The organism is Corynebacterium sp. NML140438 (assembly GCF_001875725.1).
In the GTDB taxonomy this organism is placed as follows: Bacteria; Actinomycetota; Actinomycetes; order Mycobacteriales; family Mycobacteriaceae; genus Corynebacterium.
The window spans coordinates 1-13,940 of sequence record NZ_MLCQ01000006.1 but is presented as its reverse complement, the minus strand read 5'-3'; the positions used below and the strand labels follow the sequence as shown (position 1 = coordinate 13,940).

Annotated in this window: 14 protein-coding genes; 3 read left to right on the top strand and 11 right to left on the bottom strand. The window is 55.2% G+C overall.

The genetic code is table 11. The annotated features are described in order from the left end of the window. Positions 1 to 62: 62 nt before the first annotated feature. Positions 63 to 1,358: a glycosyltransferase family 4 protein gene (locus BJP08_RS01095; protein WP_071567862.1), complete on the bottom strand. Its 1,296-nt coding sequence runs from the start codon at positions 1,356 to 1,358 to the stop codon at positions 63 to 65. 92 nt (positions 1,359 to 1,450) lie between these two features. Then, positions 1,451 to 2,878 (bottom strand): glycosyltransferase, encoded by a 1,428-nt coding sequence (locus BJP08_RS01090; RefSeq protein WP_083428329.1) that lies wholly within the window; start codon positions 2,876 to 2,878, stop codon positions 1,451 to 1,453. Positions 2,879 to 3,109: 231 nt separating this feature from the next. Between BJP08_RS01090 and BJP08_RS11290 the strand changes: the two genes are divergently transcribed. Then, on the top strand, positions 3,110 to 3,868 hold the full coding sequence (locus BJP08_RS11290; protein WP_143109967.1) for a hypothetical protein: 759 nt from the start codon (positions 3,110 to 3,112) through the stop codon (positions 3,866 to 3,868). Between the two features lie 7 nt (positions 3,869 to 3,875). Here BJP08_RS11290 and wecB read toward each other — a convergent pair whose 3' ends face one another. After that, entirely contained in the window at positions 3,876 to 5,009 is a 1,134-nt protein-coding gene (gene wecB / locus BJP08_RS01080) for a non-hydrolyzing UDP-N-acetylglucosamine 2-epimerase (RefSeq protein ID WP_071567856.1), read from the bottom strand. A 145-nt stretch (positions 5,010 to 5,154) separates the two neighbouring features. On the opposite strand from wecB, the gene BJP08_RS01075 reads away from it, so the two are divergent. Further along, on the top strand, positions 5,155 to 5,403 hold the full coding sequence (locus BJP08_RS01075) for a hypothetical protein (RefSeq protein WP_071567854.1): 249 nt from the start codon (positions 5,155 to 5,157) through the stop codon (positions 5,401 to 5,403). Here BJP08_RS01075 and BJP08_RS01070 read toward each other — a convergent pair. The 7 genes from BJP08_RS01070 to BJP08_RS01040 all read right to left on the bottom strand — a co-directional run bounded on the left by BJP08_RS01070 (position 5,400) and on the right by BJP08_RS01040 (position 12,962). Continuing rightward, positions 5,400 to 6,359 carry a Ppx/GppA phosphatase family protein gene (locus BJP08_RS01070; protein WP_071567852.1) on the bottom strand — a complete coding sequence of 320 codons (960 nt, stop codon included), beginning with the start codon at positions 6,357 to 6,359 and terminating at the stop codon, positions 5,400 to 5,402. The genes BJP08_RS01075 and BJP08_RS01070 overlap by 4 nt on opposite strands. Further along, positions 6,356 to 6,901: a DUF501 domain-containing protein gene (locus tag BJP08_RS01065; protein WP_071567892.1), complete on the bottom strand. Its 546-nt coding sequence runs from the start codon at positions 6,899 to 6,901 to the stop codon at positions 6,356 to 6,358. The genes BJP08_RS01070 and BJP08_RS01065 overlap by 4 nt, the downstream gene beginning before the upstream one ends. Before the next feature lie 252 nt (positions 6,902 to 7,153). Beyond that, a complete protein-coding gene (locus tag BJP08_RS01060; protein WP_070362111.1) occupies positions 7,154 to 8,170 on the bottom strand; it encodes a DUF3644 domain-containing protein in 1,017 nt (338 codons plus the stop codon). Positions 8,171 to 8,266: 96 nt separating this feature from the next. Then, complete coding sequence (locus tag BJP08_RS11145; RefSeq protein ID WP_255364713.1) at positions 8,267 to 9,175, bottom strand: ImmA/IrrE family metallo-endopeptidase; 909 nt, start codon at positions 9,173 to 9,175, stop codon at positions 8,267 to 8,269. Positions 9,176 to 9,929: 754 nt separating this feature from the next. Next, a complete protein-coding gene (locus BJP08_RS01050; protein WP_071567849.1) occupies positions 9,930 to 10,547 on the bottom strand; it encodes a septum formation initiator family protein in 618 nt (205 codons plus the stop codon). A 90-nt stretch (positions 10,548 to 10,637) separates the two neighbouring features. Next, positions 10,638 to 11,912: a phosphopyruvate hydratase gene (gene eno, locus BJP08_RS01045; protein ID WP_071567848.1), complete on the bottom strand. Its 1,275-nt coding sequence runs from the start codon at positions 11,910 to 11,912 to the stop codon at positions 10,638 to 10,640. 237 nt (positions 11,913 to 12,149) lie between these two features. Then, entirely contained in the window at positions 12,150 to 12,962 is an 813-nt protein-coding gene (locus tag BJP08_RS01040) for a lytic transglycosylase domain-containing protein (RefSeq protein WP_071567846.1), read from the bottom strand. A gap of 120 nt (positions 12,963 to 13,082) precedes the next feature. Between BJP08_RS01040 and BJP08_RS01035 the strand changes: the two genes are divergently transcribed. Next, complete coding sequence (locus BJP08_RS01035) at positions 13,083 to 13,511, top strand: hypothetical protein (protein WP_071567844.1); 429 nt, start codon at positions 13,083 to 13,085, stop codon at positions 13,509 to 13,511. A 178-nt stretch (positions 13,512 to 13,689) separates the two neighbouring features. Here BJP08_RS01035 and BJP08_RS01030 read toward each other — a convergent pair. After that, positions 13,690 to 13,940: IS3 family transposase (locus BJP08_RS01030; protein ID WP_143109966.1), on the bottom strand; the 251-nt coding region annotated here is incomplete at its 5' end.

Below are 13,940 nucleotides of genomic sequence, written 5' to 3'. Positions count from 1 at the left end.
CGACTATCACTAGCGTTTGCCCACAATTGTCCGCTTCGATGCTGTTACAAAAATCTAAAGATCTAATCTTCATTGGATCCGGCAATCTGCTCCAAGAGTGTTAAAAAGCAGCGAGGGGCAACTCCTTCTCGTTGATCACGTACCCACAGTTGAGCTCTATCACCGATATCTAGTAATGACCGGTCTTGGGCTAGTTTTACCCACAAGCGAGCAAGAGCTTCGGGGTCATTCGGCGGAATTACGTCGCCTGCCTCAAATTCTTGTATCAGCGTCGCAGGCTCCCCTTGAACAACGCCACTGATATGTATCTTATTCTCCATTAACTCATACGTTTTAGAGGGAATGGCTGAACGGAGAGATTCCCAGTCAGTCAGATGGACCAGCGCCGTATCGGCCCATTGATAGTAGTAATCTAGCTCTTCAAGTGACTTCTGGTGCTCTAGCTCAAGATGAACTCCAAGGGTCTGAGCCACGTCCCGCAGGTTATCCCAGGTAGCTCCCTCCCCGATGAACTTTAGTTCAATGTGCACGTCTTCCTTCTCCGCGATGGCCGCTGCACGGAGTGCGTTCTCGAGCTTTTGAGCTCGCCCCAAGGTGCCAGCATAAAGCACATTCAAGTGTCGACCAGGGGCACCTGCTGAAGATTGATTCAGGTTTGCTGTTTTCATCGCTGGCGGGAAAACATTGCGAACGGTCGTAATCGGTGAGGAGAGTTCCTTCATTAGTGTTTGAGTCAAACGCTCCGAAGTGGTAATAATCCCCGAGCCTCGCCGGAGCACAAATTCAAGAGTACGTTCTGTAATAAAAACTAATAGTTGAAATGGACCTCTCGAAAAAACCCGTTCTCTTAATGATGGTTTTCCAGTACCAGTATTCCATTCAGCACTTTCACGAAAAAGAGAAGGCCATGCGTCCCGCAAATCGATCACATACGGCACGTTAAAACGCGATGCCGCCAAATAAGTTACAGCTGCGGTGGGCAGTGCCGGCACCGTACCAATCACCAAGTCTGGCTGGTACGAGCGAAGCATGCCCTGCTTTCGAATGATCCCTCCAGTCATCGTTAGCGCTGTCCAAGCTTGATTAAAAATCTTACGGGTCATCGAACGTCCAGAGGGGAAAAAACCGCTCCGAAGGACCGTCTCGCCATTGGGGCCGATAGAGTGGCGAAATGATGTTCTATATCCCCGCTCTTCAAACCAGTGACGTATGGACACCTTACGCTTGTAGTGTGGTGGCGGAGCAACGACGACCACCTCATGCCCCGCTTCAATGAGAATCTTAGTAAGCCATTCCCATCGACGTTGCGGTACGCCATTCTCCGGGTGCCAGTATTGAGAGAGCACAAGAACTTTCAATCTTTACGTTACCTCCCTACAACACATTGCTGGCGCCAGGTACCACTAACGGCAATCCATTAATTGCAAGATCCATTCGCGGCGAAGACATCTCAACAGATTCTAGCAACAACACTTCTGATGATGGAATCAGTGCGTTCTTGCCCAAGAATGCGCCACATGACCATCTTTATTCCAGGCAACACACGCCGACCAATGCTAAGCCCCCAACGCTGAATCGTGTTCGAAAATCGGTTCTCTTCCAAGGAGCCAACTGAATCGATTTCAGTTACTGAGACGCTCTCCGCATTATGTGTACACGAAACAGACGTAACCACAACCCCTTTCGCAATATCGGTCAAGGGGAGAATCCTTGCTTTTGACACCATCATGCCATCAGGCAAGTACACGCTAACCATCGCTCGAAAACTACCTGGTGCAATGTCAATATAGCGAAAGTGTCCAATTGCGCGGTTAGGCGACGTGCCGACACCAATTACGGACACCAATTTACTCACTCGTCTACCGTTGTTGGCCAGAATATCCATCGCCAAAATCACTGAGTTCTGCTCCAGCTTTTCGGGAGCAGTTCCTTCCATCAATACTGTTATTCCTGCCGACCCATTTTCAAGCTGGATTTGTATCCCGTTCTTTAGTTCCCCATCAATCGATCGTTTAACAGTAGAGTCCTTGCCAAGAATTATGCTACTGACTGCTGGAAAGCTCTCCTCGATTACATCCGGAGTCGCAAGAGCTGGAAACTTGTCCATGTTATGCAGCAATACCGGGAGGACAGACGCCCCCTTGTGACGTAGAAGGTTATCTTGTCCTGAATGATTTGTACGCAGGTACCCAATTTGACGGGCGTCCAGTATTACGGGGGCGTAACGGTCCGATTTATCATGTGCACCAGTCCTCGGTGTGATGATCGTCCCGTCTCCCTTATGCTCACAAACATAAAGGAGTCCCATTGAGTTCATCGGCACATGAGCCTCACGAAAATTAAAATATCCGTTACCATCCCAAACAGCTTCAATACCTAGTGGAAGGCTAACGGCTGTGCCAACAAAGCGTTCATCCACATAGCGCGCCATTGCAGTGAAGTATTTCTGCCCCAGCACATCATCATCATCTAGGCGGTATTTGCCGAAGACCCCTGATACATTCTTCCTGATATATGAATCTATTTGTGCGCCTCCGCTTATCCCGTCTGGAAGCTCAAGCAGCTTCAAAACTGGAAACCGTTGCGCAGTTCGACGCAATGACATCTTATATTTCTCGGGCAGTGACTCCGAGAAAGTAACAAAATGAACTACGTTGTATCCATCTGCAGCGCTAGCCAAGGCTGGCACGGTCAAATTAGTAAATACATAGTCACGAAAATCAAGACGCTCTTCCTCATAAAGATACTTTTTGTATCTTTCCGTTGAGCTCTCTGGCCTACTCTCCCCAGACACGCTCTCGTTAGCGCTTGCCCGCCAAGCTGCTGATCGTGGAACAAAGAGACTATATCTCGTATGGCCGATGAAGATAGGACCCATGTGGGCTATCTTAGCCCTTCCCCACAATATATTTGAGTAGCATCATTGCGCGTTGAGCTCGCAGTAACGGTATTGTCGTGTCATCCATACCGCATCAATTTAGGAGGAAATTTGTCCACTAATCGGACTTCCGAGCGCGATTGGGAGAGATACACCAACCTCTCACATGGCAAATTGTGGCCTCATGACGGTCTCGGTTCGTTTCTTGATAGTCCTGTATCAGCCGGTATTATGACGATTAAATTTCAAGAAACCTCCCTCGACTTACTCCTGGTTCATCGAGACTCCCCAACACTGACCGTCATTTTCCACGCGGCAGCAGATCCCGCTCAAGTCACACTCCCCTTATTCGTCGGCCAACACCTTGCCGAGGACCTCGATTCTTCAGTACTTTTTGTATCGGAACCAGTTCTCGATCTCGGGGCACCAATTGGTTGGTATGCAGGCTGCAAAACTGGACCGCGTCAACGTGACTTCCAGGATATTTTTGAGCATATCCGCTCCAGCATCGGAGCAACGTCGTTAATTTTCTATGGCTGCTCAGCAGGAGGGTTTGCTTCGTTATATTATTCACACCAAAACCCAGGGTCTCTGGCCATCGCAGTAAACCCTCAGACTGACATTCAAAAATATCACGCTGACAAAGTTGTGACTTTCACTGAAAAATGTTGGCCAAGTGGTTTCCCTTCGCCTAAAGACGCACACACAAATATGGTGCAACTCTACGATGCACCCTTTGAGAATCATGTTCTCTACGTCCAGAATACTGACGACGAATTTCACCGCAGCAACCACTTTGATCCATGGTATTCAAAGTTTGAAACTGGCATTGGGCACGACTGGGCTTTTCTTTTTGGTGACTGGGGAAAGGGACACGCCGCGCCACCTGCATTTTTTCAATCTGCGATCCTCAAATATGCAGTAGCGTTGCGGGAAGACTGGCCAACCCTTATGCGCGACCCCGAATTCAACCAATTGCCAGAACTGTAGGCATCGATCAGTGTCCGGCGGTAAACTCCGCGATTCGTTCACCAACGCCAACTAGCTCCGCAATCGCCGCTACCGCGCGTTTGGCAGCGTGTCCGTCGCCGTACGGATTCACGGCGTTCGCCATCGCGTCATAGGCAGCGGGCTGATCAAGCAAGTTTTTTGCCTCTGCGACAATCCGCTTGCGGTCAGTTCCCACAAGCTTGACGGTACCTGCAACTACTGCCTCGGGGCGTTCCGTATTCTCACGCATGACCAGGACTGGCTTCCCCAGCGAAGGCGCTTCCTCTTGAACTCCGCCGGAATCGGTCAGCACCAGGTAGGCGCGGTTCAGCAACGCAGTGAACTGATCGTACGGGAGTGGATCTGTGATAATCACATTTGGCAGATCTTCGACAAGCGGCAGCACGGCATTGCGAACCTTCGGGTTCAGGTGCAACGGCAGCGTGAAGACATGGTCCTTGTATTCAGACGCCAGATCTCGCACCGCGCCGCCGATTTCTTTCATTGCTTCCAGGTTTTCACGGCGGTGGGTAGTCACCAGGACTACTTTTTGATGAGTATCGGTGAGCTGCTGGAGGCGGGCGTCGTCAAAGCTTACGTCCCAGCTTGATGCAACAAGCAAGGCATCGATGACGGTGTTGCCTGTAACAACAATGTCCTTCGTTCGGAAGTTCTCCCGGCGCAGGTTTTCACGAGATTCCTCGGTTGGCGCCAAGTGCAAACTCGCTACTTGACCAATAATCTTGCGGTTCGCTTCCTCTGGGAATGGCGAGAAAATATTGCCGGTTCGAAGGCCTGCTTCTAAGTGCACGATCTTTACGCCACGATGGAATCCAGCCAATGCGGCTGTCATCGCAGTAGATGTATCGCCCTGAGAAACGATGACATCTGGTTGCTCTTGTTCGATGACTGCGTCGAGCCCCTGCATCGCGCGGGATACAAGTTCGTTGAGCGACTGTCCTGGCTTCATAAGGCCCAAATCATGGTCTGGCTCGATACCAAAACGCTTGTTCACCTGTTCTAGCATTTCCTTATGCTGACCAGTAGACACCACTACAGATTGGAAGCGGTCATCAGCTTCGAACGCTTTGACTACCGGGGCTACCTTGATCGCTTCAGGGCGAGTCCCGTAGATCGTCATTACTTTGGGCTTTGCTTCAGACACAGCTTCCTCAATGTGGTTCGCAGTTACAAGAACGCCTTTAAATCTAGTGCAGATTACAGACTCAGGCCATTAATCCCCGGCTCTCACCACTGTGGCTTTTGAAAAATGTACTATGGCACCCATGATTCAATTCGTTGTCGGAGCAGCCGCCGGGTACGTGTTCGGCACGAAAGCCGGGCGCAAGCGCTATCACCAGATTGTCAACGCCACGCAGAAAGCAGTGAACTCGCCGGTGGCCAAACAAGTGGTCACGTCCACCCGCAAGGCCATCGCGAAAAAGATCGATCCGGAACCCCGCATGCGCGAAATCAAAGACTTGCGCGGTAAGCGGGGGGATCAAAACCAGATCCTGGAGCCCGACGAGAACTAATTCGCCAACGAGGCCACGATGCCGTCAAGGATGTCTTTCTCACTGATCACAATCGAGTCACAACCAGTGAGGTCCTCGGCGGCTTTTAATATTTCCTCGACGACGGCGGCGCCGGCGGGGATGACGTCGGCACGCCCGGGGTGGATCACCGGGTGGTCTTTGCGCTCCTGCACGCTCAGCGACTGGATCTCCGCGATGGTGGCCCGCAGGCCCTCGAAGGAGAGGCGTGAGAGGTGGATGCGGGTTGGGTCGTACTCGGGAAGACGCTGGGTGAGCGCGGAGAGCGTCGTAAAGGTGCCGGCGCAGCCGACCACCGTGCGGGCCTTCGCCATGTTGACTACCGCTGCAGCGTGCTGAACTTGCTCGCGCGCGTAGTCACGGGCTGCGCGCAGCTCCTCGGGCGCTGGTGGATCCGAGCGTAGGAAACGCTCCGTAAGGCGCACGCACCCCATCTGGGTGGAGAGGCGGCCCTCGATAGTGTCGCCGTTGCCCACAACGAACTCGGTCGAGCCACCGCCTAAGTCGATGACGCAGAAGGGGCCGTCGTCGGCGGGAAGATCCATCGTGGCGCCGATGAAAGAAAGCTGGGCTTCCTCATCCCCTGTAATCACCTCAGCCTGTGCGCCGGGCTGGATCTGGCTGAGTAGCTCGCGGGTCATGTCGAAGAACACATCGCGGTTGGAGGCGTCGCGGGTCGCGGAGGTGGCGACCATGCGCACGCGCTGGACGCCCTCGGCAAGCATGCGCTCAGTGTAGGTAGCGAGCGCCTTGCGGGTACGTTCAATCGCCTCCGGGTTCAACGCGCCTGTCTCGTCCACGCCCTGACCCAAACGCACGATGATGTTCTCGCGGCAGACCTCCTCGAACGTGTTCGTTGCGGGGTCGAAACGGGTGATTAGGAGGCGGATGGAGTTCGTGCCACAGTCAACCGCGGCAAGCGTTAGTGGCTGGCTCATGCGAGGTGCTCCCCCGCCTCAGCGAGCGTTATGCCGAGGGCGTCGAGCGTCGGCCAGTCGGCAGGGATTGCGCTGCCGCGCAGATTGCCGTGCTCGGCAGCGAGCGCCACAGCCTCGGTACCGAAACGGAAGTGCTCCGGGCCCTCCGCAAGCGCGTAGGCAATCAGCACGTGCAAGCACTTCACCCGATCCGGCATGCCGCCGCCAGAGAAGTCCGTACCCAGGTCCTCAATCTCGTTGCGCTTCGCTAAAAAGTACTCGTGGGCGCGGCGGTAATCCTTCTGCAGGTCCTCGTCCTCAGCCAGGCGGGCCTCCATCCACTTCATCACCTGAGCGCCCTCCAAACGCGAAGCCTCTGCGGTGAGGCGGCGGTCCGTCAGGTAGTAGAGCGTGGGGAACGGAGTGCCGTCGTCAAGCTTGGGTGCAGTCTTGACCACCGCAGGCTGGCCGTCGGGCGTGTGGTAGGAAATTTCCAGCACACCGCGGGGCGCACGGCCGAGCTGCTCCTGAATGATATTGAGATCCTCTTGAGTCGGTTGCATGAGCAACATTGTTCCACACGGGGCGAGCGGAGTGGAACGGTGCGGTGGGATGGGTTGAGGCTTCAGCTGCTTCTTGCACAATCAGTCATGGGGGCATTGCCTAACTGACTAAGGTTGCGTAGAATGTGTATCACAGCACCAACCCGAGAAGGATACAGCTGGGTTCCCGAATGGGAGTAGGGTCAAACGACCTGAGAATTCCTTTGCTCCAAGGGTTGGTGTTTTACTTTTCGAAGGCGATTTGCTGCTCAATTATTTTGTATTAATTTTCCTTCTTAACTGATCAAGACAGTGACCAGGGTCTTTTTCAACTTGATGCGCGATAAATTCGACTGCTGCCTCGGAATATATCCAATTGCTCGTTTTCTCTCCCGCAGTCTTACGGTCGTAGGAGAAGCGCTCATCGCCTTTCATCTCGTACGCTTTGGTAAAGAGTTGGAAAGCATACGTAGTAAACTTCTCTTTCACTGAACCATTGAAGCAAAAAGTAATGCCTCTTTTCTTTAACAAAGAATCGATCTTTTTAGTCGCGTTACCAGCAGTATAAGGATAAAAGCTAACGGCATCTTTCACATCCTTGACAATGGCGATGCCATGCTCCGATCCGTTTTGAATGTAAACATTCAAATCTGCATCATTCTTCTTTTTAACCAGCCTCAACGAGGTCTCGTAAGTCGCCGCGATCCTCTGATTTCCTTCAGCCCCGATAGCATCCGCAACATCTTTCCGCCGGGCAAGTAGTTCCTGCGCAACTGCAGCGTCATACTTTGTCCGAATAACGTCAGGAACGATTGCACCTCTTCTCATTGCCAAGGCCAACCGATTGTCTGGGATGAGCTCGCTTACCGAACGGTTATGCAATTCCCAAAGCTTGTCCGCATAGTTTTCCACGCACGACTGCAAGAAGGGCCCATAAAACAAGTCGTACTCGTCTGTAATGAAGTGCGTGTTCGTATTACGAAACTCCATCACATTCTTCATGTTTACCCGAAGAGGATCCTTCTCATTCGTAAAAACCCTCTTCAAACAATCGGAAAGAGCAAGAGTCCTACTAGGATCATCTTTGAAGTAAATTGAATCAATGCCCCACTTTCTGATCATGTGAGCTTTCAGCATCAGCTCCCAAGCATTGCACAACAAAATCGAACAACTTTCCGCACCGTATTTTAAGCTCGGTCGATTGTACAGTTCGACAGCAAGAACAAACGCCTCCTCACTCTTATCCAGCAAGCGGGTAATTGTCTGCTCGTTTCCTTCATCGATACACATATCACCAAAGTTTACTCGAATCGATGCGCAAAGACGTTCTAATATCGATCCCTTTGGTTTCGCTGCGCACCCTGTCCTGCCTGCGCTTTCTAAAACCTAATCCCCGATCAGCTGAAATTTGCTTCCTAAGTACTCTGCCTCCCTGCTAGCCCAATGGCTTTTCCTCACCAGGTTCTCAAATGACTTGTACGAGGAAGCACCAAGGAGCCGTGCAGCATCCCGCTCAGGTATTTGTCCAGATTTTGCAGCAAAGGTGACCGCTTCAAAGAACCGCTCGCCTACCCTCGACCGAACGAGGACATGGAACGAAGAACCACCGCTGCCCTCCTGTGTGGCTCTCCTTTCCTTCTGACCCCGGACCAACCGCATTACTTCGTCAAACTCTTGTTGCTCGATTCGGAAGATGCTTTTCAAACGCAAGAGTGCTGCTTCCCTGCTGATACCAAATGCGCTTGCCAGAGTATCGACGTTATCGAGCAAAGAACGCTTCTTGTTGAACCGTTCCTTCACTGCTGCCTCTGGAACGAGAAATGCTGCAGCAAACTCGTTGCACCAGCGCTCGACTTGCAGGTGGTCGCTGTGGTCAGAAATGCCTGCCATCCCCAAAGCGACATGTCCCAACTCGTGGGCGAGGCTAAAGAGCTGCGCAGTTTTGGCATGACGCGTGTTCACAAACACCAGGCAGTAGTCCCCGTCAATCAGGGTGAAGCCACGGAACTCATCAACGCGGAGATGACGTTGGGTAGAGTTTCCAACAATGGAATTTCGGGATACTAGAATCCCTGTATCTTCCATATGGTGCGTTAGTGTCGTAACTCTTTCTGGTCCAGCGATGGGAGAAGTCTCGTCAAGCCCCAGTGCGATGCGAGCCTGATGAGCAGCCAAGCTGGGATTCGTGGAAACTTGGACAGAACGCAGGATTTCAGGACCGGGAATTCCAACTTCTTCCGCGTAATCCGTGTACCACCCCAAACGCCCCTCAGCAGCACGAATAACTTCCTGCAAATCCGGGCTCAACCCGTCGAGCCGCTCATTTTTGACAGTACGGAAATCAGGTAGATCGGTCTCTTCTCCGGAAGGCGCTTGTAGAAGGAGCCGCCCAAATGGGATTCGCGCTTTCTTCGCTAGTTCCTTGGCTTGGTTGAGCGTCGGACGCTCCTCCCCCTGCGCGCCAGTCGTTTACCTTGGGAAACGTGGCACGGAGTTTTTCGTCACTGAGTCCTGTACGTCGCAGTGCCCAGTCCAATACGGACGGCTCAATATCAATACGCAAAGTCCCCATCGCTTCCCTCCTTTCAACGTTGGTAATGCAAACAGCGCAACAGATTTGAGAATACCTTGGGTTGCGTCGTTAAACCTTAAAACCCAAAGACCCAACCAAAGAACTCCGTGACCTTCGAACGCTTCTTTTTCTTCGGGAGCGTGAGGTAATCAACCAGCCACTGCTGGTCAATGGGCTGCTGCTTAGGGCGGGTGTTCTCAGGTGGGAGTTGATCCGGTGCGAGCGTTAAAAGCGTGCGATAGATGTCGTTCGATGCAGGTCGCGCTATTTAGGCAAGGCTTGGCGATTTTCGGCGACCAGCATCCCACTCCTTTAATCCCACGCTATTAATCGGTCGATGGGAGCGCCGCGAGGGCCGGCATGGAGCTGGCGCCTGTTGGTTTTCCAAATGGGAGTAAAAGGATTGGAGTATTCCCCGAAAAGGGCGAAGGGGAAAAGTGGATTGCAGTAATCCTGTTGCTACCTTCTAGGCTCGGACTACTGTGCCGCGGGCGCTTCGGCAGGAGCCGCGGGGGCTTCGGGAGCCTCGGCGGGAGCGGGAGCGGGGGCTTCTGAGGTCTCCGGGGCCTCCGGAGCCTCCTCGGCGGGCACGTCATCGGGGACCTCGCGCAGCGAGTCCCAGAGGAACACGGCCCAGCCGCGGTCGTCGGGGGTATCGTCGGAGGTGATCGTGGTGCCGTGGGTCATGCGGGGGTCGATTACTCGCCAGGCAGACTCGCCCGGTTCCATCACGCCGAGGCGCCGACGGGCAACCTCGTTGAGGTACTCGGGGTCCTCGTACTTCGCGATCTCGCGCTCGAGGTCCGCCTGGCGGCGCTCCAAGTACTCGATGCGTGCCTGGGCGCGTGCGATCTCGTTGCGACCCTCGTAGAAGTTGCGGAGTGGGGCTGCTACTGCCACGAGTACGGCGATGAGGACGATGATGAGCAGGGCGAGCGTCGCTAAGTTGGGGGCAGCGAAGCGCGACTCCCTGTTTGCCTTCTGCTCGGCGAGCTGCTGCTTGCGCTGCTCGCGGGACGCCACGGGCACGGTGCGAGCCAACCGCTTCCTGCGGCGCTTCGCTGGGTGCTTCTCTTGGGGCGTGCCGGTGCTCATAGTGCCCATTAGTGTACAGCAGCGAAAAACACGACACCCCCTGCCACGCGCGAGCGCGCGATTGGCAGGGGGTGCGTACGATTCAAGCGATTACTTGAAGCGTGGGAATGCGGAACGACCAGCGTAGACAGCGGCGTCGCCGAGCTCTTCCTCGATGCGCAGCAGCTGGTTGTACTTCGCAACGCGCTCGGAACGAGCCGGTGCACCAGTCTTGATCTGGCCGCAGCCCAGAGCCACTGCAAGATCCGCAATGGTGGTGTCCTCGGTCTCGCCGGAGCGGTGGGACATCATGGTGCGGTAGCCAGCGCGGTGAGCCATGTCGACAGCGTCGAAGGTCTCGGTCAGGGTACCGATCTGGTTGACCTTCACCAGCAGCGCGTTCGCAGCGTTCTCCTTGATGCCGCGTGCGAGGCGCTCAGGGTTGGTGACGAAGAAGTCGTCGCCAACAATCTGGACCTTGTCACCAATGGTCTTGGTCAGGTTTGCGTAGCCCTCCCAGTCGTCTTCCTGCAGTGGGTCCTCGATGGAGACGATTGGGTACTCGGCGATGAGCTCCTCGTAAACCTTTGCCATCTCCTCAGCGGTGTGCTCGCCGCCCTCAAACTTGTACACGCCGTCCTCGAAGAACTCAGAGGAAGCAACGTCCAGAGCAAGTGCAACGTCCTCGCCAGGCTTGAAGCCAGCCTTCTCGATTGCCTCGACAATCAGGTCGAGCGCTGCACGGGTGGAGTCGACGGAAGGAGCGAAGCCGCCCTCGTCGCCAAGGCCGGTGGACAGGCCCTTTGCGTTAATGACGGACTTCAGGGAGTGGTAGACCTCAGCACCCATGCGCAGAGCCTCAGCGAAGGACTCAGCGCTCAGCGGAGCAATCATGAACTCCTGGACGTCAACGCCGGAGTCAGCGTGCTCGCCACCGTTGACGATGTTCATCATCGGAACAGGCAGGATGTGAGCGTTCGGGCCACCGATGTAGCGGTACAGCGGCAGACCAGCGGACTCAGCAGCAGCCTTCGCAGCAGCAATGGACACGCCCAGGATTGCGTTCGCGCCGAGGCGGGACTTGTTGTCCGTACCGTCGAGCTCAATCATTGCCTTGTCGAGCAGACGCTGATCGTCAGCCTCGATACCAGCCAGTGCGTCAGCGATTTCCTCGTTGACGTTCTTGACAGCCTTCTGGACACCCTTGCCGCCGTAGCGATCGCCACCGTCACGCAGCTCGTGCGCCTCGTGTGCGCCAGTGGACGCACCGGAAGGAACACCCGCGATACCGTGTGCACCATCGTCGAGGAAAACCTCAGCCTCAACGGTTGGGTTACCGCGAGAGTCCAGAATTTCACGAGCAAAGACGTGCATAATATCAGCCACTACAGTTCATCTCCTTGAGATTGGCCAAACCAAATTTCCGTTACCGATTGTTCCAGATCGCGCCAAAAAATGCTTGTTGGTGTTCATCACACTCGCGCTTTGCCTGTGTTTCCATGCAACGACAGGGCCACAACCACGCCATTTAAGGTCACACCATTCGAAATGTGATCTTGGTCAAACTGTTTACCCATGCCCGGTTTCGCCCACTTTTGTGGCTTTTCAGCGTTGCGCGTCGAACTACCGGGATGCGCGCTGGGTGAGCGCGTAGTTCGCGGCGGCATCCCGGACGTTGTGAAGGTACTCGCGCGAGCGGTTATACGTCAGTACTGCGTCCGACCACCCCTCCGCCGTAGACAAGTCACGCCCGTTCGCACAAAGGAGGTTTGCTGCGCTCAGGGCGGCGTCGTCAATTTGCTGGGGGTTTGCCACCCCGTCGCCGTCCGCGTCGCGGCCGTAGATCGCCCACGAACCTGGAATGAACTGCATCGGCCCCACCGCGCGGTCGAACTCGGTATCGCCGTCGAGGGTGCCACCATCCGTGTCCGTAATGAGCGCGAAGTTGCCCGTACCGTCGAGCGCCGGGCCGACGATCGGCGGCTGCGCCACCCCACTCCCATCGAGGCGGCCGGCGTCAAACTTCTTGCCCGTATAGGTGCCGTGCCGGGTCTCCACCCACCCGATACCGGCGAGCGTGTTCCACTGCAGGTTGCAGGCCGGCCAGGCCTCCGCCGCGATCAGCGCGGCGTTACCGTAGGCGCGCACCGCCTGCGGGTCCACCCCGATTTCCTCCGCGATGGGGGCAGCCCAGGCGTGGAGTTCGTTGGCGGTTCGGCCGGGCGCGTGGACATTAATTTCCGGTGGGGCTGCGGCTGCCGCCGGGGGTACGTCTTCCGGGACTGGTTCGCGCTGCGCGAACTGCTCCGGGCCGCCGAGCACGCTGAGCAGGAAGGCCACCAACGCGACAACCATCACCACCGCGCCGACAACGACAAGCAGCGCCACACACCCACACCCGCGCGCACGCCTGCCGGGACGGCCAGAAAACGTCATGGCAGAAGATCCTACACTACCCCCGTAATCCCCAATTTTCACTTGCGTCACACCAGTAACAGGTATGGTGTAATCCGTTCCATACTCAATTACTATTCACAACCTGAAAGTGAGCACCCCATGCATCTTTCCACCCGCATCGCAACCGTAGGCATCGCAGCTCTGACCGGCCTGGCAGGCCTTGTCGCACCAGCAGCACAAGCACAGGATGCGACTTCGCTCCTGCAGCTGGTCAACGGCAATGTCAAAACCATGAACTGCAGCACCCTGCGTGTCACCCTCAACGGCACCGGTGTCGCAGGCAAGGACACCACCCGCCAGCAGCTGGTCAACAACCTCAACGGCAAGATCGGCGACTCTATCGCCCTCCGCGTCATGTCCGGCAGCACCGTCCAGGCAGTTGCGGACCGCGCGCTGGAGTGCGGCATCGTGAAGCCGGATCCGGTCCAGGACTGGTCCAAGCTCTTCGGCAGCTCCCAGGTCTCCATTCCGCCACAGCTGCAGCAGATGTCCTCCAACTTCAACTTGGGACAGTTCCTGCCACGCTAGTTTTTAGGCCGTCGGCTCGCGCCAGCATCGCAACGGCGGTCTTCGGGGAACTATTTGGGGGTTCCCGCCGATTCCGGGGTGGGTCGGCGGTGTTTCCGCTGGTGGCCGGGGTCGTGGTTTAAAATAGTTCCCCGCGTTGGGAATGAACTTGCCCCCGAAAGTTAGACTAGGGGTAATCCTACCCGGCTAACGCCTTAAAGGCCTTATCCCGGTATTTCATCGGGGTGCAACCATCAAGTCCCAGCTGGAGTCTTTCCGCGTTGTACCAGTCGATGTACGCGTCTACCGCAGCGGTAAATTCCTTGACAGACCCGAACTTCTCGCCGTGATACATCTCGGCTTTCAAATGGCCAAAGAAGTTTTCCATCACGGCATTGTCATAACAATTACCTCTCCTGGACATTGATTGGATACCACCATTGTTGTCGA